The 23,819-nt window shown below is 42.3% G+C and carries 19 protein-coding genes and 1 pseudogene; 9 read left to right on the forward strand and 11 right to left on the reverse strand.

What is annotated here, in order from left to right; translation table 11 throughout:
* Positions 1-167 precede the first annotated feature (167 nt).
* From H6G92_RS25480 to H6G92_RS25495, 4 genes are all read right to left on the reverse strand, one after another.
* A complete protein-coding gene (locus tag H6G92_RS25480; protein WP_190897020.1) occupies positions 168-3,047 on the reverse strand; it encodes a DUF3769 domain-containing protein in 2,880 nt (959 codons plus the stop codon).
* 195 nt (positions 3,048-3,242) lie between these two features.
* Complete coding sequence (locus H6G92_RS25485) at positions 3,243-3,359, reverse strand: photosystem II reaction center protein I (protein ID WP_041566417.1); 117 nt, start codon at positions 3,357-3,359, stop codon at positions 3,243-3,245.
* Positions 3,360-3,671: 312 nt separating this feature from the next.
* A complete protein-coding gene (locus H6G92_RS25490; protein ID WP_190897023.1) occupies positions 3,672-4,373 on the reverse strand; it encodes an acyltransferase in 702 nt (233 codons plus the stop codon).
* A gap of 643 nt (positions 4,374-5,016) precedes the next feature.
* A complete protein-coding gene (locus tag H6G92_RS25495; protein WP_190897083.1) occupies positions 5,017-5,181 on the reverse strand; it encodes a hypothetical protein in 165 nt (54 codons plus the stop codon).
* 598 nt (positions 5,182-5,779) lie between these two features.
* Between H6G92_RS25495 and H6G92_RS25500 the strand changes: the two genes are divergently transcribed.
* Both H6G92_RS25500 and glgP read left to right on the forward strand, forming a co-directional pair.
* On the forward strand, positions 5,780-6,103 hold the full coding sequence (locus H6G92_RS25500) for a hypothetical protein (protein ID WP_190897025.1): 324 nt from the start codon (positions 5,780-5,782) through the stop codon (positions 6,101-6,103).
* Between the two features lie 613 nt (positions 6,104-6,716).
* Positions 6,717-9,281, forward strand: coding sequence for an alpha-glucan family phosphorylase (gene glgP, locus H6G92_RS25505; protein ID WP_190897026.1), 2,565 nt, complete (start codon positions 6,717-6,719; stop codon positions 9,279-9,281).
* A 69-nt stretch (positions 9,282-9,350) separates the two neighbouring features.
* Here the strand turns inward: glgP and H6G92_RS39710 are convergent.
* Both H6G92_RS39710 and H6G92_RS25515 read right to left on the reverse strand, forming a co-directional pair.
* Positions 9,351-9,503 (reverse strand): annotated as a pseudogene (locus H6G92_RS39710) (DUF29 family protein); the annotation flags it as partial.
* A gap of 84 nt (positions 9,504-9,587) precedes the next feature.
* Positions 9,588-10,328, reverse strand: coding sequence for a DUF429 domain-containing protein (locus H6G92_RS25515; RefSeq protein WP_190897077.1), 741 nt, complete (start codon positions 10,326-10,328; stop codon positions 9,588-9,590).
* A 151-nt stretch (positions 10,329-10,479) separates the two neighbouring features.
* Between H6G92_RS25515 and H6G92_RS25520 the strand changes: the two genes are divergently transcribed.
* Positions 10,480-11,739: a glycosyltransferase family 4 protein gene (locus H6G92_RS25520; protein WP_190897031.1), complete on the forward strand. Its 1,260-nt coding sequence runs from the start codon at positions 10,480-10,482 to the stop codon at positions 11,737-11,739.
* An 82-nt stretch (positions 11,740-11,821) separates the two neighbouring features.
* Positions 11,822-12,688, forward strand: a complete 867-nt coding sequence (locus tag H6G92_RS25525) for a calcium-binding protein (protein WP_190897032.1) — start codon at positions 11,822-11,824, stop codon at positions 12,686-12,688.
* Between the two features lie 91 nt (positions 12,689-12,779).
* On the opposite strand, the gene H6G92_RS25530 is transcribed toward H6G92_RS25525, so the two are convergent.
* Positions 12,780-14,360 (reverse strand): B12-binding domain-containing radical SAM protein, encoded by a 1,581-nt coding sequence (locus H6G92_RS25530; RefSeq protein ID WP_190897033.1) that lies wholly within the window; start codon positions 14,358-14,360, stop codon positions 12,780-12,782.
* A gap of 380 nt (positions 14,361-14,740) precedes the next feature.
* The gene (locus H6G92_RS25535) at positions 14,741-14,971 is read right to left on the reverse strand and encodes a hypothetical protein (RefSeq protein WP_190897039.1); all 231 of its coding nucleotides are present in this window, start codon (positions 14,969-14,971) and stop codon (positions 14,741-14,743) included.
* Positions 14,972-15,231: 260 nt separating this feature from the next.
* Between H6G92_RS25535 and trpS the strand changes: the two genes are divergently transcribed.
* The 3 genes from trpS to H6G92_RS25550 all read left to right on the forward strand — a co-directional run bounded on the left by trpS (position 15,232) and on the right by H6G92_RS25550 (position 18,205).
* Entirely contained in the window at positions 15,232-16,242 is a 1,011-nt protein-coding gene (gene trpS, locus H6G92_RS25540; protein ID WP_190897040.1) for a tryptophan--tRNA ligase, read from the forward strand.
* A 58-nt stretch (positions 16,243-16,300) separates the two neighbouring features.
* The gene (locus H6G92_RS25545) at positions 16,301-17,221 is read left to right on the forward strand and encodes a methylenetetrahydrofolate reductase (RefSeq protein WP_190897042.1); all 921 of its coding nucleotides are present in this window, start codon (positions 16,301-16,303) and stop codon (positions 17,219-17,221) included.
* Between the two features lie 123 nt (positions 17,222-17,344).
* Positions 17,345-18,205: an Rpn family recombination-promoting nuclease/putative transposase gene (locus H6G92_RS25550; protein ID WP_190897044.1), complete on the forward strand. Its 861-nt coding sequence runs from the start codon at positions 17,345-17,347 to the stop codon at positions 18,203-18,205.
* Positions 18,206-18,303: 98 nt separating this feature from the next.
* Here the strand turns inward: H6G92_RS25550 and H6G92_RS25555 are convergent, their stop codons facing one another.
* The 3 genes from H6G92_RS25555 to H6G92_RS25565 all read right to left on the reverse strand — a co-directional run bounded on the left by H6G92_RS25555 (position 18,304) and on the right by H6G92_RS25565 (position 20,381).
* A complete protein-coding gene (locus tag H6G92_RS25555) occupies positions 18,304-18,549 on the reverse strand; it encodes a hypothetical protein (RefSeq protein ID WP_190897046.1) in 246 nt (81 codons plus the stop codon).
* A gap of 271 nt (positions 18,550-18,820) precedes the next feature.
* The gene (locus tag H6G92_RS25560) at positions 18,821-19,369 is read right to left on the reverse strand and encodes a phosphate-starvation-inducible PsiE family protein (RefSeq protein ID WP_190897048.1); all 549 of its coding nucleotides are present in this window, start codon (positions 19,367-19,369) and stop codon (positions 18,821-18,823) included.
* 88 nt (positions 19,370-19,457) lie between these two features.
* A complete protein-coding gene (locus tag H6G92_RS25565) occupies positions 19,458-20,381 on the reverse strand; it encodes a tetratricopeptide repeat protein (protein WP_190897050.1) in 924 nt (307 codons plus the stop codon).
* Between the two features lie 264 nt (positions 20,382-20,645).
* On the opposite strand from H6G92_RS25565, the gene H6G92_RS25570 reads away from it, so the two are divergent.
* Entirely contained in the window at positions 20,646-22,694 is a 2,049-nt protein-coding gene (locus tag H6G92_RS25570) for an elongation factor G (protein WP_190897052.1), read from the forward strand.
* 218 nt (positions 22,695-22,912) lie between these two features.
* Positions 22,913-23,788, forward strand: a complete 876-nt coding sequence (locus tag H6G92_RS25575; protein ID WP_190897079.1) for a prohibitin family protein — start codon at positions 22,913-22,915, stop codon at positions 23,786-23,788.
* Positions 23,789-23,819 lie beyond the last annotated feature (31 nt).

The raw sequence follows: 23,819 nt of genomic DNA on the forward strand, positions 1-23,819 counted from the left end.
GTATGAATTCTGTGCGCCTGTGTGGCAAATCGAGGTTACAGAGCCAGCAGATTTACCCCTCCAGAAGCATAAATCTTAGTAACTTTATTGAAACCCTGAATTCATTCATGGGGTTATTCTAAATATTCATGGGGTTATTCTAAATACTGAATTCTTACTCGTTCTCATTAATAATCCTGTTGCACGCCACCTACCACTGGCTTAACTTCAGAAAATGGATCAGTGCCGCCACCCCAGTTAAAATCACTAATTCGGACGCTGAAGCCGCCTAACTCCAGCACCGGATTGTAACGCAAGGTGATGCCATAGGTGCGACGGCTATATTCCAAAATGTAGTCAGTGCTAGTTTCTCTACCAGTATCTAAGTTAACAGAAGTTTGAAAGCCTAAGCGAAAAGGGCCGTAGATTTGCTGTGATATCCCAGCACTTAAAACTTTGTTATCAACAGAGCGATCAAACAAAAAGGGTGATAATCCGTTATTTAAGCCTTGAGAATAACTAATATTAAAGGCGGTATAGTCGAAAAAGGGTCGAGAAAAATGACCAATTTGTCCTTGTAAGCCAATTGTACCAGTTAGGGTGCTTTGGTTATCACCATTGGTGTAATAACTGGAAGTGCCTGTGAGGCTAGCGATCGCTTGCAAGTAAGGAACTACAGGAGTAGCCGTGTATCGTAATCCCTCACTGGCAGTGGGTGGTAATGGTTTTCCCTGCCACAGCAACAGCCCTCGACTGAGGGAAGCACTGCCTTGTAAACGACCTAGTGAGATGCGATCGTTTTCCCGCTGCGGTTCTAGCAAGTCTTGGCGATCGGTGTTGGCATTGATATACTGAGCGCCTGCCTGATAGGTGAGGTTGATGCCACTCTTTCCTAAAGGAATCACAGGAGAGGTAATAATACCGCCAAGACTGCTCTGGACGGTTTGAAAGCCGAGAGTACCGTTGTAGAGACGATCACGGTAGTTATATTGCAGATTCAATGTATGGGGAAGGGAAGTCCCTAATATCTGGCGTAATCCCAAATTCACCCGCAAATTTTCTTCCACCTTGTTCAAGTCCAAGCTGGTTAACTCTCCAGTCCCTTCAATTACTGCTCGTGGACTCAAAACAGAATTTATCTTTGTCTTGACAGCAAACAGTGCGCCTAAGTCACCCGTACCTCCTTGCACAGCTTTTTGTACTAGCAACTGGGGCGTGATCGTCCAGCTTGTCCGCTCTGTATCGATCACTGGAAAGCCACGCTCAATATACAAACCACCCCGATCTTCTCCGTCATAGCCGGGGGAGACTATTGCAGGTGTAACGTCCCGCTCCCGACGGTCAATAGTCCGCTGATTCACGGGAATTGGTAAAGAGATTGTTTGATCCAATACCAAACGCTGCCCTTGTGTCCTGATACGGTCTACCAAGGGTGTCTCTCGCGTCAGAGTTACTGTATCTGCGCGTAATTCTAGTTCTGGGGGCGAAAAAGGATCATTAGTGATGCGGACATCCCTTGCTTGCCACCCTTGTGGATAGAAGTCAATGTTTTCAGCTTCAAACCTGAGCCGATTAACTGCACCTCCTGCTTTCGGTGGTGGGATGTTGCTAGCATCTGACTGACCACCAAATGTCACATCAATTCCTCCAGGGCTGCTCACACCGGAAAGGGGCTGATTGGCTCTAATGCGATCGCTGGGCGGACGTTTTGGAACTCCACCAGCAGTTATACCTGTGGGTGAAAAAGCAAAATCTGTTTGTGCTGAGGGTACGTAAATTTCTCCTCTACCATTTTCCAGTTCTCCATTATCTTGAACAAAGTTATAGGTAAAGCGTTGTCCGCGCAGTACCTGATCGCCCCGTGTTAAAGTTACGTTGCCTTCCCCCGCAGCAATCAAGTTGTCTAAATTGACTTGCAGGCGATCGGCATCCACCACCGCCCCATCAAATCGCACAACTACATTCCCAACAGCTGTAATAATTCGCCGTTGTTCGTCATACTCTTGCCGATCTGAAGTGACTTCTACAATTCTTGGTTTGGCCGGCGGCGTGCTAGCTGGCGCTTGTGGCTGATTGGTGGTGTCTACCTCTGGTGTAGGCGTTGGTGCTTGAGTTTTTTGTTGGACTTGGGAATTGAATTCTACAGTAATGGGCGTTGAGAGTTGGTTTGTCGGGTTACGAGACTTGAATTTGATAAAATTTTGTACTGATTGAGAACTCAGTGCAAGATCAGCAGCAGATACAGAGATATTGTCTCTTTCTGAAGACTGTGGTGCAGTAATATCACTTTGCTGTTTTTGCTGGGTTAACTTCTCAGTTAAAATTTCCCTCTTGGACTCGACATTGCTGTTTGTGGCACTTGGGGCATTTTGAAGAGGACGCGGAGATTGAGCGACAACGGGACTAGGGGCAACTCTAAAGCTACCAGAGTCCAAAAAGGTTGGTTTTTCTTCACCACTAAAATTGGAATCTGGCGTAGACGCAAAGCAGCTTGTCGTTAGACATCGCTCACCGAGTTTTTGAGAAGATTCACGTTTTACATTTACAGAGGAAGCCTCTGCTCCAACTTTTCTTGGCAACGCAGTGGCTTCTCTTTGCGTCTCCCGTTTGCGTAACGCCGCTCTTAGGACAAGTTCCGAACGCCGAATACCGATGCTCGGACTTGTCTTTGTGTCTTCTTTATCTTGGCGATTAGAGGTTTTAACCTCCTGCGTGGGATAACCAACGACCAGCGATCGCCCCAAAAGTGCGGCAGATCCAGAATCGCTAAGTGGAGAAGTTTCTGGTGGGAAGGTTTCTGGTGAATCAGGTACAGAGGAAGTTTCGCTAACTACCAAGTCATCCTGAGTTGAGTTGATCGAAGTTGGCAACTGCGGATCACTCTTTGCGTTATCCGTAATTGCCAATTGAGCCAAAACCTTGGGCTGCTTGGATTTATCTGTCTTTTCGTGTATTCCAGTATCTACACCTGAAAGAAACCTTATATGACTAGCAGATGAGGCGGGATTTACAGGTTGTAAAGATTCGACGATAGGAGGCGGATCGGGTGGCAGAACTGGATGAAGCATATTTGAGCAAAATCGGGCTAACAAACAGCCAAATGACGAAGGGAAGGATAAACATACATTTTGCCTTCCGACTGTCGCCTTCTGCTACCTACAGCAAGCTACCTGGAGGAAGAAACTTACTAACTTTCGCTTAGTAAGTTTCTGTGGCGTTTAGTATTTTCCGCCTTCCAAAGTCGCGGATAATTTATCGCCCTTTTACTCTAAGTCCCGACGACCGGGGTTACGAGCGGGATCGTTCGATAAAAATCCGAAGATGAAGATAGTTACGAAGAAGGCAACAACAATATAAACAGCGATTTTTAAAGTCAGCATAGAAATATCTCCAACTGGTAAGACAAAGAAAGCTTTTCTTTCACGATCTGCGATACAGAAAAGATAGCTACTTTATATTACCCAAATCTTGCCCCTTTTTTAGAGGACTCTAGGGACTTGGGACTGGGGACTTGGAGATTAGGGACTAGCAGTGCCTACCCTACGGTTATTGAGAATGGTGCAAGATGTCAGTTGTCTGACTTTTAGATGACCCTAAGAAATAACTCAGAGGCTGGCTACTCTTGTGACGTTGACTGACGGCAAAAGTTTCTTAAAAAGGGAACATAGTTACTGTCACCTGTTCCCTATCCCCTATTTTTCGGTTTGAACTTTTACTAGGTCTTTGCCGATTCGGTTTTTGATTACTCGTGCAGGTATGCCTACAGCAACAGAAAAAGGAGGAATATCTCTATTGACAACTGCTCCCGCACCAATAACACTGCCTTTACCGATGGTAACCCCATCTAACACCGTTACTCCATGCCCTAGCCAACAGTCATCCTCAATCACAATTCCCTTGCGAGTAACACCTTGGTATTTAATCGGCTTCATGGGATCGGCAAAATTATGATTATTGGCGTATATCCCTGAGTGGGAAGCAATCAAGCAGTGTTTACCAATTTTAATGTCTCCTGGCCCCTCAATACACACGTTGGGAGCAATGAAGGTGTCTTCATCAATATGTATACAGGTATTTTCCAAAGACCCTATATCAACGTTACGCTCAATGGCGACTCTATTTCCTAGATGAATTCTATTATTTTTGTGTCCTCTAGCATCCATCCGCACACCCTTGAAAATATATACTCCACTACCTATCTCAATACAAGGAGTACCGTTAAATTCAACACCATTTTGAATAAAAACTGGGCTGCCTATTCTGGCAAAAATACTACGATATCCCAAATTACGCAACTTGGGGCCGAGAATAAGTGTAGGAATATCTCCTAGTACAGTAGTTACTAAAAGTTCTTGCACGCGCTGCAATTTTGAAAAATATTTCTGATTATGCATGGCTACATATCTCTTAAGTCAATTGTTGTTGGGAGTCTTGAAAGTTGTTTTCGCTGTATCCTAATCTTCTGCCAGCACCAAAAAAATGTATTTATTGATACGTTAAATTTATTTGGCAATATTACCGAAATTTACCCATATTTATAGATGGTTTTCCAACATTTGAAAAACCATAGTCTGGCTTTGACTATGTGAGCAATTCTTGAATTTAGGTGTATATAATCACCCAATTGATATGCACAATTGCATTAAGTCGTTAGAAGCTTTTGTACTATAGGTACGTAAAAATTTTGCTTCTTTTTCACGATAACAATTAACAAAACAATTTCAGTAGATTGCAGAGTCAAACCTCAGACCATTAAATTGTCTGATGGGCAAATTTGCTGGTTTAGATAGGCTACTGTTTTGGTTGTCCGGCAAATTTGCAAAGCTTGTTACACAATTAGAGATGGACTTGTTTACGTTGAAGCTACTTTCTTTCAGGCGGTTTTAGTCTTTTTAAACAACTCAGTTCGACAAGCTATTTTGCAACAAACAATACATTTAACTAGACTATATTCAAAGTTCAGATAAAATTTATGCCTAGCATGACAATGTAATTATTGCTGGATTTTTATGGGAATTTTCCCCAAATCAAACCCAACTAGGGTGGATTATCTCCCACATCAGCCATCACATTGAAGTTAACCATCGGTGCAAACAAGTAAGCGCTTCCCCGACTGCTATGACGGCTTTCTTGCAACGAATTTCTAGAGTATGCTGCTCCAATCATGTTGCACACAGATGATTTACGGACTAACCAATTCATATTTGTAATGACATGAATGGCTTTTAATAACAATTGTTTTTAACGATAACACATTTTATTTTTAGTGGAACACCCTTATTAAATAAGTTGATTTCCCAGTTGGTTGTTGATGAGAATGGAGGAAAACAGTTAATTTTTCTACTGGAGCGATGCCTACGGTGGGCAAAGCCTACGCTACTCTTAAATAATTTTATACATTTAGAAAAAATCCCTTAAGTAGGGAGAGCAGAGAGGGCTGTAGTTCAATCAGTTGAAAAATGCTCTAAGGGGTTAATTTGCACTTTTGTCTATATTTCTCAAGTTGTTTGTGTAAGTAATTTTATAATTAAATGTTAAACTCAGAATGATATCTACTATACTTATGTCACCCTCTTTGTTAAAAAGCTAAAAATTTTCCTCTTACCTATTACTTATATCTAAAAATTTGTAAATCACCCATTCGGGTGAGCCAAGCGGGTGATGTGTGCTTGGGACTACTTGTTATAAATTTTATTGAAAGAAAGCTAAAACGCAGCTTAGTTTCCAGGAGAAGTCCCCAAAACAACATCAAATGCCCACATTGAGGTATCGGTTTTAACTCACACACTTGGTTCAAATTATGGCTTTAATTAAAGAAATTGTCCAAGAAGCTCTAACTACCGGCTATCTGAGTGTTGTAGCCGAAGATCAACTGCGATCGCAACTTCAAAGTAATTATGACTCAGAAGACCTAGATGCCTGGATCATTTTACAGCGATCTGTTGTGGCAGGTGATGTCAAACAAGAGTCGCGCCGAAAAAAAGCTTCTCTCTCTCCTAAAGCCAAGGACGCTTCATCGAGTATCAAACTTGCTTATCAAATGGCAGCGGAGATTGCCTATGCAGCAGCTGTAGCTTTGTCGATGACAAAAAATACTAAAGATCAACCTTCACTAGGCGCTTAAAATAACACCTTCGTAAGTTATTTTCCTGCTTTGGCATCAAAATTTATACCAAGTAGTTAGCATAGGCGTAGCCCGCCGCAGGCATCGCTTTTCCTAGTTAACTGCTTGGTATTATTTTTACACCAGCCAATTTTAGGCGATGTTTACAACAAGCTATTTGGTATCTCATGACCTTGAGCTAACCTTGACCGAAGAATTATTATATTAAGTCTTTCTTCTCACACTGTCTCTACGCTAGGGCAATTTTATTAAAAAATAATTAAAGTTTTAAGTGTTCCTGTAAGCCGCTATGCAGAATTTTCACCCTCAGCCAAGGACTTAGATTGATCCCCGGAATCAATTCTAAAATAAATATAAATTATTTCTTCAAAACTAAATTTTTTTTCAGTTATATATGGCAGTAAATGATTAAATTTTAATATACCAAGTATATGGCTGAGGCTAACGCATAGAATTAGAAACACCTTGGTGTAAACTTTAGCAACGAGGTTAAAAAGAATTCTCAATGCTTAACAAAGTCATCGCTTTTTCACAAACTACTGTATAAAGAATTGGCAACATTGGTAAAGAGAGTAAACAATAACCATAGCTAAACTTGGAGTTTTGCCAACCTATGCAGCCAATTCGCACATTTAACGTATCCCCTTCACTACCGCCGCGACTCGAACCACTACGGCGGCTGGCATATAACTTGCACTGGGATTGGAACGTTGAAAGTAAAGATTTATTTCGTCGCTTAGACTCTGACCTCTGGGAGTCTAGCCATCATAACCCTGTGTTGATGCTGGGTACTATCTCTCAATCGCGGCTTCTGGAAGTTGTCGAAGATGAAGGCTTCCTAGCGCAAATGGATCGAGCTGACCGTCAGTTAGAAGATTATTTGCAAGAGCGCACTTGGTATCAAAAACAACGCGAGCAAAAACCAAAAGAATGTTACGCCTATTTCTCGGCTGAATTTGGACTTGTAGATTGTTTACCCGTCTATTCTGGGGGCTTGGGCGTTCTGGCAGGGGATCACCTCAAATCTGCCAGTGACCTGGGGCTACCGCTTGTGGGTGTAGGTTTGCTGTATCAGCAAGGCTACTTTGCCCAGTATCTTAATGCGGATGGTTGGCAGCAGGAACGCTACCTGCTCAACGATTTCTATAATATGCCTTTGCATCTGGAGCGCAATGCCGATGGTTCAGAACTGCGAATTGCGGTAGATTATCCAGGACGCAAGGTATATGCCAGAGTTTGGCGCGTACAGGTGGGAACGGTGCCCCTGTATCTTTTGGACACCAACATTGAACCCAACAACACTTACGACCACGACATCACAGATCAACTGTATGGTGGCGACATCGATATGCGTATCCACCAGGAAATTATGCTGGGGATCGGTGGTGTGCAAATGCTCAAAGCCTTGGGGCTGAAAGTCACCGCCTACCACATGAATGAAGGACACGCCGCCTTCTCTGCTCTAGAACGCATCCGCTTGCTGATTCAGGAAGAGGGACTGAATTATGCCCAAGCTAAACAGGTGGTGGCTTCCAGCAATATCTTTACCACCCACACGCCAGTACCAGCGGGAATTGACTTGTTCGCTCCCGATAAAATGCTGTACTACCTGGGGTACTATGCAGAGATATTTGGGTTGCCCAAAGAGCAATTTTTAGGACTAGGGCGAGAAAATACAGGCGATTTATCTGGGCCTTTCAGTATGGCGGTGTTGGCGCTGAAGATGGCAACATTTTCTAACGGTGTAGCACAACTGCATGGTGTAGTGTCGCGGCAAATGTTCCAGGGTTTGTGGCAGAAAGTGCCAGTAGAGGAAGTGCCGATCGCCGCAATTACCAACGGTGTACATGCTCGCAGTTGCGTTGCGAAATCGACTCAAGAATTGTACGATCGCTACCTCGGACCAAACTGGTCATCAGCACCACCTGATAGCCAATTGTGGGAGAGGATGGAAGCTATTCCCGATGAAGAGTTGTGGCGCAATCACGAACGCTGCCGCTTAGATATGATTTTGTATGTGCGGGAGCATTTAGTGAAGCATTTGACCGATCGCGGCGCTTCCGCTTCCGAAATTGTCCAAGCCCAAGAAGTTTTAGATCCTTACGCTTTCACCATTGGTTTTGCCCGTCGCTTTGCCACCTACAAACGCGCCACCCTTTGGATGCGTGATTTGGAACGCATTAAGCGGCTGTTGCTGGCTAACAAAGACCGGAAAGTGCAATTTGTGATTGCTGGTAAGGCACATCCCAAAGATATTCCCGGTAAAGAACTCATCCGCGATATCAATCACTTTATCCGCGAACATCATTTAGAAAAACAGGTAGTGTTTGTTCCCAATTACGACATTCACATCTCCCGATTGATGGTTGCGGGTTGTGATATCTGGTTAAACACACCGCGTCGTCCACGGGAAGCCTCTGGTACAAGTGGTATGAAAGCCGCAATGAATGGCTTGCCGAATTTAAGTGTACTAGATGGCTGGTGGGATGAAGCTGATTACGTCCGCACGGGCTGGGCAATTGGACATGGAGAGAATTACGACGATCCTAACTACCAAGATGAAGTAGAAGCAAATGCTCTTTACGAGTTGTTAGAGAAGGAAGTTGTACCGCTATTTTACGAACATCGTGATAGTGATGGCTTACCCCGTCCGTGGGTTGCCAAAATGAAGGATGCAATTCGGTTGAATTGTCCGTTCTTTAATACAGCGCGGATGGTAGGAGAATATGCACAAAGAGCTTATTTCCCAGCTAGCGATCGCTATCATACTCTGACTGTTGATAACTATGCCCCAGCAAAAGAACTAGCTGCTTGGAAAGAAAAACTAAGTGAACACTGGTTTAACATCAGAATCAAAGATGTTGATGTATCGGCAGCTTCAGACATTGAAGTTAACCAAACCGTTGCTGTCAAAGCCAAAGTTGACTTAGCAACCTTGACCAATGATGATGTGCAGGTGGAGTTATATCAAGGTGCGATCGATGCCAATGGTGAGATTGTCAACGCTATACCAGTGGTGATGGATTACCAAGGTGAAGATGCACAGCAATTGAGTATTTACACGGGTAATATTACTTATACCGCTTCTGGTTTACAGGGCTTGTCGTTGCGTGTATTGCCGAAAAATCCACACCTAGCTAATCCTTATGAACCAAGGTTGATTGCTTGGGCAGAGTAAGAGTGCTGAGTAGTTATTGAATTCTCAAGAATAGGCGTTGCTGATTTAAGTTTAGCAACGCCTTTTATTTTACAAGTTTTCAGGTAGATAATTAATATCTACTAGCTGTTCTAAGGTATAAGTACAATATTGAGGCAAATTATCTAGTTTGCCTTCGGTTTTCTCAACTACATATCCTAAAGCATCATCATAAATTGATGGTAATTCATTTTCTAAGTATTGATATAAATTAGCTCTTTTAAACTCAAGTTAGAACTAAATCCTTGCATAAAACCTCTTGGACTTAAATCTTACGTTATTACAATTTTAGGATAATATTCTCTGGGGAATGATAATGTAGCCAGTGGTGCGATCGCCTAATACTAAATTACGTTGTTCTCCCCAATACCACCAGTATGCAGCAACGTAAGCGCAAATTAAGCTATCTAGTTTATCTTCAGTTGCTTTGAGGGCCGCGCCTGTAGTGGGAATTTCTGGAATAAACGAACCGCAGAGGCGCAGAGAACGCAGAGGAGGAGAGAAATAGGGAAGAATATCGAGAAGATAATTTTGGAGTTTGATTAATTCTAAGCGGCGTTCACTGATGCGTCCTTTTTTGTATTTGAGGATGCGTTCTAAGTTAAATAGGTTAACGATTGCTGGGTGGGGAAAAACTTCTATTTGATATCTGCTGAGTTTTTGCGGTTCAATGGTGGGTGCATGTGCAAAACCACGGGATTCTAATTCTAAGCCAAAGTTGAGGGTGCGCTCTGCGAAGGGTAGGTTTTGATTAGCTGGGTAGCATCCCGCATGATATTTACCAAAGTACTTATGGCTGAGTTTGTCGGGGAGGCGACTCCCGCTAGCGTTGGGTATGAGAGTAGGTGCATCTACGGCGATGATGGCTGGTTCGTCTGGTTGTACACTTTGATCGATCCAGGTGAGAATGTCTGCAATGGCTTCTTTGCGGTCTAGATCAAGTAGTTGCAGTTGTCCATCTATCCATTCTAAGCAGCATAGTCCACTTGGTTGAGATTTCCAGCCAAAATCAATGCCAATAAATTTCATGGTCATAACACGAATTTGCGATTATTTTCGCATTTTCGGGTAACCATTTATCTAAATTTACTTGCTAAAAATCGTGAGAAATAATCTTATAATCTTAAGCAGCTTGCCTTAATTTATTTTATCTCGCAATAAATTAATCAAGATTATTCCAATGAAAATTTTATTTTTACATCCCAATTTTCCCTCGCAATTTCGCAACTTAGCGACAGTTTTAGGTAAAGATCCTAATCACAAAGTCGTCTTTGGGACAAATCGTCGTGAAGGGGAAATACCTGGCGTTTATAAAGTTATTTACACTCCTTCTCGTGAAGCTGCTCCCCAAACTCACCACTATGTTCGCAACCTGGAAAATGCTGTTCTTACCGCTCAGGCTGTCTATCGCGTAGCAGAAAAATTAAAAGCCGAAGGTTTCGTTCCAGATATAGTTTATGGCCATTCTGGTTGGGGGCCGACTTTGTTTATGAAAGATGTTTTCCCCAAAGCGGAATTATTGTGTTATTTCGAGTGGTTTTACCATGCTCACGGTTCAGATGCAGATTTTGATCCCAATGAACCACTTAATGCTGATGATGAATGCCGCATCCGCGTCAAAAATGCGCCGATTTTGACTGATTTATATAGCTGCGATCGCGGTCTTTCTCCGACAAATTGGCAGCGTCAACAGTTTCCCAAAGAGTATCATAGCAAACTCACTGTAATTCATGATGGTGTTGATACCAAATATTTTGTTCCCAAACCAGATGCAAAGTTAGTTTTACCAAGAATAAATCTTGACCTTTCCCATGTGGAAGAGTTAGTAACTTACGTGGGACGGGGAATGGAACCTTATAGAGGTTTTCCGCAGTTTATGGAAACGGTGGCGCTACTTCAGCAGCGACGACCTAAGTGTCATGTGGTAGTTGTGGGAGAAGATAGGGTTGCTTATGGTAAAAATCTCCCCGATGGTAAGACTTATAAACAATTAATGCTAGAAAAATTATCTTTGGATTTATCTAGACTGCACTTTACAGATAGGCTTCCTTATAATGAGTACCTTCAGGTTTTGCAAGCTTCTTCTGCTCATATTTATTTAACCCGTCCTTTTGTTTTATCCTGGTCAATGTTGGAAGTAATGGCAGCAGGATGTTTACTAGTCGCTTCTAAGACTCCACCAGTATTGGAAGTCTTACAGGATGGGGTGAATGGACTGCTGGTAGATTTCTTTTCTCCTCAGAATATTGCTAATAGAGTTGAAGAAGCGCTGAATCATCCTCAGGAGATGAACGCTATTCGTGCAAAGGCGCGAGAGACAATTCTGAAGCGTTATGATTTGGCGAAACTGTTACCACAGCATTTGCAATGGATGTTGGCTGGTAAAAGTTCTGACAGTTTGAAAAAGCGCCCACATTCTAAAGGATTTGGCATAAATTAGATGTCATTAGTCATTAATTATTAGTCATTAGTTACAACCAACAAAGGACAAATGACAGAGAAATATCAAAGCGATATTTAAAATGCGAATTATTTTTACTATTGCCCATTTTTTCAAACCTAGCAGTGAGGGTCGCCATGCTTCCCAATGCAAAGACCCCCAACCACGCTTGCAGGCTTTAACTAAAAGCCTTGCCGCTTTACACCAATTATTTGGTAAATCTCAAAGTATCATCAACATTGCTCAACGAATAGCTTTTCCTGCCAACCAACCGCAGTCTCACGAACTAGATATTGTTATTTGTACAACCAAAGATAATCATCTTTTGAATCAGCTTCCTTTACCATCATCTTTATATAAGCATCATTCTACTAATGTAGAACCTCTGCTTTTGGGTTTTGAGTGTCAAGCTGTTCTGCAAAGTTGTCTCGGTCAATATGATTACTATTGCTTTTTGGAAGATGACCTAATTATCCATGACCCTTGGTTTTTTATAAAATTAAACTGGTTTACTCAACAAGCAAGTGATTTAAATTTGCTCCAGCCAAATCGTTATGAAGTTTCCCCTTACGGTTTGGTTCATAAAGCTTACATTGATGGGGATTTGGCTTTACGAGTAACGGCTCCCTTTCAAAATTTGCAGGAGCAACAGGAACTCAAAGGTACAATTATGAATGCGCCAATTACCTTTTGTCGTGCCCTCAATCCTCACGCAGGCTGCTATTTTTTGAATGCAAATCAGATGACTCATTGGGCTAATCAAACTTATTTCCTTGACCGGGATATTAGCTTTGTTGGGCCTCTAGAAAGTGCTGCAACCTTGGGAATTATGAAGACATTTCGGATTTATAAAAGCTCATCAGAGCAAGCAAGTTTTTTGGAGATTCAGCACTCTGGAACAGGATTTTTGGGGCTAATTGGTGGACAGGTGGGTTTAGCAGAGAGGTAAATCGAATTTAAAAGTTTGGTTTTTGTGAACAAAATTAATGCGATCGCTATTTATAAAAACACATTAGCGATCGCTCGACAATCAACTAACCTTAAATTGTGACTAATGGTTGTTCAACAGGGGTAGGCGTGGTCAGCGGATCAAATCCTAACTGCTCAGTAATGCGCTCTCTGGCTAAAAGGCGGTATTCCCAAAAATGCTCACCAGCAGCACATAAACCCAAATACATATTCACGAATTGGGGCTTGGTACGGAGAATAGCCCAAAGCTGTTGCCAAAATTGACCCCGAATTTCCTGCCGTTGCCAGCCTTGTCGCCACAGCAAGTGTACAAGTAGCCGCAGTCCTTTACCAGGAGGAAAATACATTGTCTGCTGTAGTTGCGGATTAGGTGTAATCTTCAGACATTGTTCAAAACAACGTCGGAGATAGTTTTTGGGTTCGTATATTTTCCAAATTGCCTCTAAATATTCTTTAGCAACTTCAGCCATCGGCCGGGTAGGAACAAAATTCATTAAGGAATTCTGATCCCCCACCTCCAAACCTCCAAATCCTTCTAATAATCGCTCCTCTCGTTTTAGTCTTTCCCAAAGGGCAGTATTGGGAAGGGCTTGCAGTATACCGAGCATCGGTTGAGGAATGCTGGTTTCTTCAATAAAAGCTTGAATTCGCTCTCCAGCACCAGACTTTTCGCCATCAAAACCAATGATAAATCCTGCATAGATCAGTAACCCGGCTTCATTGATGTTATGACAGGCTTCTAAAAGGGGATTGCGGGTATTTTGAAACTTGCGAGTGACTTGCAGGCTGTCTTGATCTGGTGTTTCAATACCTAAAAAGACTGCGTAGAAGCCAGCTTTAGCCATTAGTTCTAATAGCTCAGGATCTTCTGCTAGGTTGACGGAAGCTTCGGTTAGGAAGGTGAAGGGATAATTGCGTTCCTGCATCCAGGGAATTAATTCTTGTAAGAGGCGTTTCACATTGCGTTTATTGCCAATGAAGTTATCATCCACTACGAACAGAGATCCGCGCCAGCCTAAATCATAGAGGGTTTGGAGTTCTGCTAGAGTTTGACTGGGTTCTTTGGTACGTGGTTTGCGACCGTATAGATTGATAATGTCACAGAATTCGCATTCAAAAGGACAACCGCGAGAAAACTGGATTGCCATCATTAAGTAATCATCTCGCTTGAGTAAATCAAAGCGAGGGATGGGGCTTTGGGTGACATCTGGTTTTTCAAGGGCGCGAAATGTTCCTTGTTCTTCACCTTTAGCGATCGCATCTAAAAATTGCGGAACTGTAATCTCCCCTTCATCTAAAATCAAATAGTTAGCTCCTGCTTTTTGGGCAGGTTCTGGTACTGAGGTCGGATAAGGGCCACCCACAGCAACTTTTTTTCCCAGTTGCGCTGCTTTGTGAATTTGGGCGAGAAAATCTTCTTTTTGTGCAAGCATCGCTGAAAGAATCACGATGTCGCACCATTGCCAATCAGCATCTGTTTCTTGATTAACATTGCGGTCATAAAACCGAACTTCCCAGTCTGTTGGTAGCATAGCGGCAACAGTTAGAATCCCTAACGGTGGGATAAATGCTTTAAGCCCCGCTATTTTCATGAATTCGTCATAAGACCAAAACGTTTTAGGAAAGCGGGGGTAAAGTAAGAGTACTTTCATTGCTGTAGTCCTCTAATTAAATTTTGGTTGGAAAATTTTTACTTTTGATCAATCCGTGTTTTGGATGCTGATTGCAGAGATGATGCTACGATCCCATTACCCCTATTCTTTATCTATCTGTCTTTAGATAGACATTTGCATCTGCAAATGTAATTTTTAATTAATTAGCAGGATTACCGCCGTTGTAATAAAACGTCGAAATCATGTTTAATTGCGGCGTTTTGCGATTTAGTATTTGTATTGCCGTGTTATGTATAGGACTAGTATTTGATTTTTGAAAAGATACGTATGGTGCGTTAGCGACAGCGTAACGCACCATTCTTAAGGCTTTGGTGCGTTACGGCTTACGCCTAACACACCCTACAAATACTTAGATTTTTTCAGAAATCAAATATGATTCCTATAAATGCAACCTCTTGCAATGCGATTGTATTGACTAACAATGTGATTGTATTGACTAACAATGCGATTGTATTGACTAACAACGGCATTGCATCAACTAACAATGGCATTGCATCGACTAACAATGCCATTGCATCAACTAACAATGCCATTGCATTGACTAACAATGCGATTGTATTGACTAACAATGCCATTGCATCGACTAACAATGCGATTGCATCGACTTCAACAGACTACAGTAAAGCATTGCAATGCCCACTCAACAAGCTGTGGTTAACACACTAAATTATCGTTTTCCTTCGTGAAGAGTTTTTATAGCAATCCGAGTTGAGTTAAAATCTCTCATCCCACAACGGCGAGTTGACCTGGAAAATGTCAAAATTAAATGAGTTTTGTGTAGGCGCAAGCGACTTGTCGCCAGACATCGCCATTTTACTAGCGCGGATTTGAGATAATTAAATTGGAATTTATGGGCAAGCAACGTGTTCTTTCTGGAGTTCAACCAACGGGCAATTACCATCTAGGTAACTACTTGGGAGCCATTCGCAACTGGGTAGAAGGTCAGAGCGAATACGAAAATTACCTTTTTGTGGCTGATTTGCACGCGATTACAGTGCCACACGACCCAACACAGTTAGCAGCTGATACCTACACTCTTGCTGCTCTCTATCTAGCCTGTGGTCTTGATTTAAATCACTCCACCATCTTTGTACAATCCCACGTTTCGGCCCACAGTGAACTCACTTGGTTGCTCAACTGCATTACACCTCTAAACTGGCTGCAAGACATGATCCAGTTTAAGGAAAAGGCTGTTAAACAAGGAGAAAATGTGAGTGCAGGTTTATTAGATTACCCTGTGCTAATGGCAGCAGATATCTTGCTTTACCAAGCGGATAAAGTGCCAGTGGGTGAAGATCAAAAGCAACACTTGGAATTGACACGGGATATTGCAGCTCGGTTAAATCACCAATTTGGTAAACCAGATCAACCAGTTCTGAAGTTACCAGACCCTTTGATTCGCAAAGAAGGAGCAAGGGTGATGAGTTTAGCGGACGGTACACGCAAAATGTCGAAGTCTGATCCTTCGGAGTTAAGTAGAATCAGTTTGCTAGATTCACCAGAACAGATTCAATACAAAATTAAGCGTTGTAAAACTGATCCCATTCGTGGGCTGACTTTTGATGATCCAGCGCGGCCAGAGTGTAATAATTTGTTAACGCTGTATACATTGCTTTCTGGAAAGAAAAAGGAAGATGTAGCAGTTGAGTGTCAGGATATGGGCTGGGGACAATTCAAGCCATTGTTGACGGACACAATTATTGAGTCCCTGAAACCAATTCAAGAAAAATATCACTCGATAACAGAGGATAAAAGCTATTTAGAGTCTGTGTTGCGGGATGGAGGGGAAAAAGCTAGAGCGATCGCAAATCAAACTTTATCACAAGTAAAAGCTGCTTTAGGCTACTCTCTTCCTCTATAAGTTTTCCCTTTTCGGTGTGATTTGCTATACCATTTAAGAAATTGAAATTCTTAATGTTATGCATCACACCCATAGCCACACAGCCTTCCGCAGAGCTGTACAAGCAGGTGAATTTCTAGTTACTGCTGAGGTAGCACCGCCAAAAGGGGGAGATCCAGCGCACATGATTCAAATGGCGGCGACTCTTAAGGGAAGGGTTCATGCTGTCAATGTTACTGATGGTAGCCGCGCAGTATTACGGATGTCTTCGTTAATGGCATCGGTGATTTTGTCACAATACGGTATAGAGCCGATTTGTCAAATTGCTTGCCGCGATCGCAACCGTATTGGTTTACAAGCTGACCTGATGGGCGCTCATGCTTTAGGTATCCGTAATATTTTAGCTTTGACTGGCGACCCAGTTAAAGCAGGTGATCATCCAGATGCCAAAGCAGTGTTTGACTTGGAAGCTGTGCGACTGCTGCAACTGATTCGGAAGATGAATCAAGGCGTTGATTGCAATGAGAAACCCTTGACTGATGGAGCATTAGATTTATTTGTTGGTGCAGCAGTAGATCCACAATGTAAGAGTTGGTCGGGTTTGCAAAGTCGATTTGAACGCAAAATCGAAGCTGGAGCGCAGTTTTTTCAAAGTCAGTTGATTACCGATTTTGAGCGGCTAGAAAAGTTTATGGATAACATTGCCGCTGGTTATAAAAAACCGATTTTGGCAGGAATTTTTCTGTTGAAATCGGCAAAAAATGCCCAGTTTATTAATAGATGTGTTCCGGGGGTAAATATTCCCCAACATATTATTGATAGATTGGCAAAAGCCAAAGACCCTTTTGAGGAAGGGATAAAAATCGCCGCCGAGCAAGTGCAGATAGCGCGGCAATTATGTCAAGGTGTCCACATGATGGCGGTGAAGCGAGAAGATGCGATCGCGCCAATTTTAGATTTGGCTGGGGTTGCTCCAGTTAATCAGTTAGTATCCAAGTAAATAAGATAACGAATCTTTTATTAAAGCAGATGGAACCATCTGCTTTTTTTAATGCTAAATCAGACACATGTACACTATTTTTGATAAATTTTGAATATCCAATTTTCGCTTGACTAAATCTAAGTGCAAACTGATAAAATATTTTATAGCTTATTTCAAGCTTTTCCTAGCATATTTTTTGCCATAATTGGCGATATGACTGTGAATGTCAACGCCTATGAATTTGTTTCAGTTGAAGTAAAAGAAACTGCTTTTAGGATTGATGGCGTATTCGTCCCTACAAGTGAAACCACAAACCAACCACTTTACTTTGTTGAAGTTCAGTTTCAATTAGACTCAACTTTTTATAGACGCTTGTTTGCTGAAATCTTTCTTTACTTGCGTCAAAACGGATCAGTCAATTTTTGGCGTGCTGTTGTCATCTATCCGCAACGAAGTTTAGATCCGCAAGACCAACAGCCGTATCAGTTGCTGCTAAACAGTTCACAAGTGCAACGCATTTATCTAGATGAATTAGATTCAGAAGACAACTCACTTCAAGTTGCGATCGTTAAATTAATTATAGAAAGGGAAGAGACAGCCATTGACAAAGGTAGAGAATTGATTTTACAAGCAAGACAAGAACTGGCAGATGAAGCTACCACCAAGCAAATTGTAGAATTGATAGAGACTATTCTGTTGTACAAATTTACCCGGTTAAGCCGAGAGGAGTTAGCAGAAATGTTGGGTATAGACGATGAATTCAAAAAAACAAGGATGTATCAATCAATCAAGGAAGACGGCTTAGAAGAAGGTCGCCAGGAAGGTCGCCAGGAAGGTCGCCAGGAAGGTCGCCAGGAAGGTCGCCAGGAAGGTCGTCAAGAAGCTAAGTTAGAAGCTATTCCCCGGTTGTTAGCATTGGGATTGAGCGTGGAACAAGTGGCGGTGGCTCTCGATTTAACGGTGGCGCAAGTACAGCAAATAGCCGAGAATCAGTCTAGCTGATAGTGGCCACTGCTTGCCTTTAATGTAATCAGCAAGTGCGATCGCCTCTTTTATGTTTAGTTTCACTAAACCAGAAACGATCACACTTAAAACCTGGGTTACATCTTACCGTGTTGCATCACTTCTTGTAGATGCCGACGAACTTCTTGTGCTTGCTCAAGATCAGATTGGCGCAATTTTTGGAATAACTCTACACAAGGCTGGGAACCTACTTGCTCTGCATCTTTGATGTAAATCTCGTAAGCTTTAACGGCTTCAGCCTTGTTATGCAAAACGGTGACGAAATCATACTCCAAGTTGCTAATTACTTCTTGAGACTGTCCATTACCTGTATTTGTAGTCATGGCTTGACCCTCTTTTAGAATTTCTAATTAACTTTATACTCACCCTTAAAGAGGGATTCATCTTCCAAAAAGAGTATATTTCAATACGTCGGAAGTACCTTGCAAGGGTAGGTTATACCATTTTAGATTTTAGATTTTAGATTTTTAGATGCATCAAATTTCCTGATACAGCCTCAAGCAAAGGAGTGCAGAGTAGGAAAATGCTTTTTCCCTACTCCCCAGTACAGACGCGATTAATCGCGTCTCTCCCACTCCCTATTTTCATAAGAATTTATCCAAGCGGTTGATTCTCATCACATTGACGTGAATACTGTAATTCCAAATCATTTTGCCGTTCCCTACCTCCTCTATACACAACCGGACAAAACTTAGTGTTAGCGCTCATACAATCCATGTGTGGTGTCTTAGCACAGACTACGAGTAGTCCACCCAGAACAAATAACAAACCACAAATTGCAAGCGTATTAACCCAAGAAATTTCCAGCGCTCCGTGAACTACTACCTCTCGCAGTAGAGATACAATTGTTACCTCAACTGCCACTCCTACAGAGATACTATGTTCTTGCAAATAGACCATTAATAGTCGAAATAACTCGACTAAAATCAACACAAATAGTATTTTTGCAGTCACATGTTTATAGTCTAGTGGCTGCGTGAGGGCGATAGCTATCCCCCACAATTGGATTAGCATGACGGCGAACAAACCCAAACACAAAACAATCACAATTAAGTCTTGAAAGGCTTCCATGTTGCGAACAATTGATTGCCGATCAAGCCAGCGATCGCTAAATAAAAATCGACTCTTCGGGCGCTTTTGCATGTACGTTTTTTCCAATCGGGACAAGTTCAGACAACACCAGCGAGTCAACCCAATAGTTTTATGTTATGCAATATTAAGTTTTTGCGCATCAGCGAGGTTGGTAATTTAAATTTTGTGCTTGTTGCAACAATTGTTCGGCATTTTTCGCCCACTGAGGATTACCCTGAGCATTATATAAATCTCTAGCAAATTGTAATACTTGTACTGCATCTCCATATTGCTGTAACTGCATAAAAACTAACCCTGCACCATAATAAGCATTAGGATAGTTAGAGTTAGCTTCGGCTGATTTTCTAAAAGCCTCTAATGCTTCTTGTGATTTGCGTTGCCCAAACCAAATTGAACCGAGATTGTAGTAAGCTTCGGGGTACTTCGGATTAATTTTTATTGCCTGATTAAAAGCATCTCTGGCTTGATCGAGTTTACCTTGTTGGAGATAACACATCCCCATATGATAAGGAGGCTCTGGTGCATTTTTGCTATATTCTATGGCTTTTTTAAAAGATGCGATCGCTCGCTCACAATCTCGTTGCTGTTCTTGTACTAAACCCAAGTTATAGTGAGCAAATCCGAGTTTGGGATCAAGTTCTAACGAACGTTGCAAATAATCGTTAGCTAACTGTAAATTATTCCCTTCTAATAACGCACCACCTAAATTCGCAAAAGCTGGAGCAAATTTAGGATCAGCTTGCGTCGCTCGATAAAATGCATCCGCAGAGGGTTGCAATTGTCCTGTTTGTCTGAGTGCTAGCCCTAAATTATAGTGCGCTGGTGCTAATGCTGGATCTAATTGGGTTGCTTGTTTAAAGGCTGCGATCGCATCTTGTACCCTTCCCGCCTGAATTGCCTGTAAGCCTTGATTTAACCAGTCTATGGCAGTTTTAGGATTAGATTGTGCCAGCTTTAAGGCAACACGAGGAGCTAGAGAAAGAGAGGGAAAGGAAATACTAACAACGAGCAGAGTCAAACTTGCTAACCCGGCTATGCGATATTTAAAGAATGATAATGCCATTGATTTTCTGACTCGCAACACTTTCAGTTAAATTTACTTCATCAAAACTTTTTTACAAATATTTTTAATTTTCCATAAAAATTTGTATTTATTAACTTTTCTTAAGCTAAATCTTACGACAGGCTACAATTTTTTTAACTTTCGATTAAAGGGAGGATAATAGCAAATTAAAGAAGGGGTAATTTTGACTCCAGAGAACCATTTTTTATCCCTGATATATACAGAATCGTGCGGTTAGGAAAAACTTACCGCAAGGGAGGTTTTATGAACGAAAAAGTAAAATCGGGTTCGCGGAATGTTGCAATTGTCGGGCCTTATTTAAGTGGAAAAACCACTTTACTAGAAAGCTTGTTATTTGTCACAGGGGCAATCTCTCGCAAAGGGAGTGTTAAGGACAGCAATACAGTAGGAGATAGTTCTGCCGAGTCGCGCGATCGCCACATGAGTGTAGAAGTCAGCGCCGCTAGCACTGAGTATAACGGCATTCGCTTTACCTTTATTGACTGTCCGGGAAGTGTAGAATTTGCCCAAGAAACGTACAATGCCTTGATAGGAGTCGATGCGGCAATTGTAGTTTGCGAACCCATCCGCGATCGCGTCCTCACCCTCGCCCCTCTATTTAAATTCCTGGATGATTGGGAAATTCCCCACATCGTCTTCGTCAACAAAATGGATCGGGCAAATATTCACGTTTTGGAAACGTTGCACGCGCTGAAAGCAGTATCTAGCCGTCCCCTGGTAGCGCATCAATATCCCATCATGAACGGGGAACAACTCACCGGCTTTATTGATATGGTGAGTGAACAGGCATATCAATATCATCCAGGCGCACCTGCTGACCCCATCCCCTTCCCCGAAAGTTTAAAAGAAGAAGAACATACAGCACGGGCAGAAATGCTCGAAGCCTTAGCAAATTTTGACGATCATTTACTTGAAGAACTTTTAGAAGACATCGAACCACCCCAAGAGGAAATCCTCAAAGATTTAAAAATGGAATTAGGGGCAGATTTGGTAGTGCCCGTTTTCTTTGGTGTAGCAGAACAAGATTATGGTGTTAGACCTCTATTAGAAGCTTTGTTACGGGAAGCCCCCGAACCAGAAACCACAGCAGAACGTCGTTTAAAAAACATAAAAGGTGATACACCTCTAGCGCAGGTATTAAAAACTTACTACACTCCCCAAGGTGGCAAACTCTCTCTCGTGCGTGTTTGGCGGGGCAAATTAACTGATGGCATTGTCCTCAATGGCATTCGCACTGGTGGAATTTACCGCCTCATGGGACAACAACAGCAGTCAGTTAACCAAGTTAGTGCTGGTGAAATTGTTGCATTGAGCCGTTTAGAAGGAATCAAGACAGGCGATACAATCTCTATAGAACAGCAGTCGGCAATAAAATTACCCAAAGCTGTAGAGTTGGAACCAGTGTATGCCCTCGCCATTACACCAGAAAAGCGTAACGATGAAGTTAAACTTAGCGGTGCCATCACCAAGTTATTGGAAGAAGACTGTTCACTTGCTTGGGAACAACACGGCGATACTCACGAAGTTATCTTGTGGGGTCAAGGCGAGATTCATTTACAAGTTGCCCTAGACAGACTGCGCCGCAAATATAACTTGCCAATGACAACCCACTTGCCGCAAGTGCCTTATAAAGAAACCATCCGCAAAACGGTGGCTTCAGTTCATGGGCGTTATAAGCACCAAAGTGGTGGTCACGGACAGTTTGGTGATGTTTTTCTCGACATAAAACCCCTACCACGCGGCACAGGTTTCAACTTTAATGAAACCATTGTTGGTGGCGTGGTTCCCAAACAGTACATTCCTGGCGTGGAAATGGGCGTGCGGGAATTTCTGACACATGGGCCTTTGGGCTTCCCAATAGTTGATGTGGCGGTAACTCTGACTAATGGTTCCTATCACAACGTTGACAGTTCCGAACAAGCCTTTAAGCAAGCTGCCCGATTGGCAATGCAAACGGGGATACCCCAAGCGGAGCCTACCCTATTAGAACCAATTCTGCGGGTGGAAGTGACCACACCTAGCGAATTTACCTCCAAAGTGCTGCAACTATTGAGTGGTAGACGGGGGCAAATTTTAGGCTATGAGGGCAGAAACGATTGGCAAGGCTGGGATAATGTCTCTGCATACTTGCCACAAGCAGAGATGCAAAACTTTATTGTAGAGCTGCGATCGCTCACTTTGGGCGTTGGTTCCTTCCACTGGGAATACGACCATCTCCAGGAAGTGCCAGAAAAGCTTGCCGAACGTGTCATTCACAGCAATGGTAATGGTGGTAACGGCAACGGTAAGTAATTTTGGATTTGGAATTAATCTAAAGTAGCGTAGGCTTTGCCCACCGTAGGCATCGCTCCAAGGCTGAGATTCCTGACTTCTGAGAGAAATCGGGAATCTTTTTTACATCTGTAAAAGGATTCGTAAACCTCTAACTTGTCTGAAATGATATGAGTTTCATAAAAGCGTTTGGGAATTATGTGATTAAGTATATTCGTCTTAACTACACAGAAAAACTCATGGGCTTTATAGTCTCTCTTGTCACTGGTCTAATTGCAATTCTCGTCTATCTCAATACACATAGCATCTCTGGTGAAAGGTCACGTTTAGCTATACGCACAATTATGATGTTGATTGGCAGTATTGCAGTACTGAATTCTTTTTCTAGACTTTTGGTGATTGTCCCACCTGGTAATGTCGGTGTCGTCAATTTATTTGGTGAGGTTTCCGAAACTACTCTTAATCCTGGTGTCCACTTGCTTAACCCCTTTAGCAAGGTGCTGAATTTTTCTACTCGCATTAAGGATATAAAGGAAAACGTAGATGCAACATCCCAAGAAGGTTTGAGCCTAAATCTTGATGTCAGTCTTCAGTACAAGCTCGATCCGCAAAAGGCAGCTACAGTATATAAAACAATTGGAACTGATGAAACACAACTGGTGATTTCCAGATTCCGCTCTACCGTCCGCGCCATCACGGCAAACTACCCAGCCAATGCTATTTACTCTACCAAACGCCAAGAAATCGCCCAAAAAATTGACCAACAACTTACCCAAGAGATACCGGCTTTGGGTTTCATCGTTGAGGAAGCTCTTTTAAGAAACATCAAAATGCCTGATACTCTACAAGCTGCAATTCAAAACAAACTCAAAACAGAGCAAGAAAATCAGCAGATGAAATTTGTTTTAGAGAAAGAGCGTCAAGAGGCACAACGAAAGCTTATTGAAGCGCGAGGTATAGCTGATTCCCAAAAAATCCTCTCAGGTGGACTTAGTAACCAAGTGCTACAATTACGAGCGATTGAAGCCACAGAAAAGCTAGCTCAATCTAATAATTCTAAGTTGGTAATTATTGGTTCTGAAAAAAGTGCGGTGCCTATTATGATCCAGCCATAAACACGAACCTCAAAGCCCTAAAATTTTCTGA

Origin of the sequence: Nostoc foliaceum FACHB-393 (assembly GCF_014698505.1) — a bacterium.
Taxonomy (GTDB): Bacteria; Cyanobacteriota; Cyanobacteriia; order Cyanobacteriales; family Nostocaceae; genus Nostoc; species Nostoc foliaceum_A.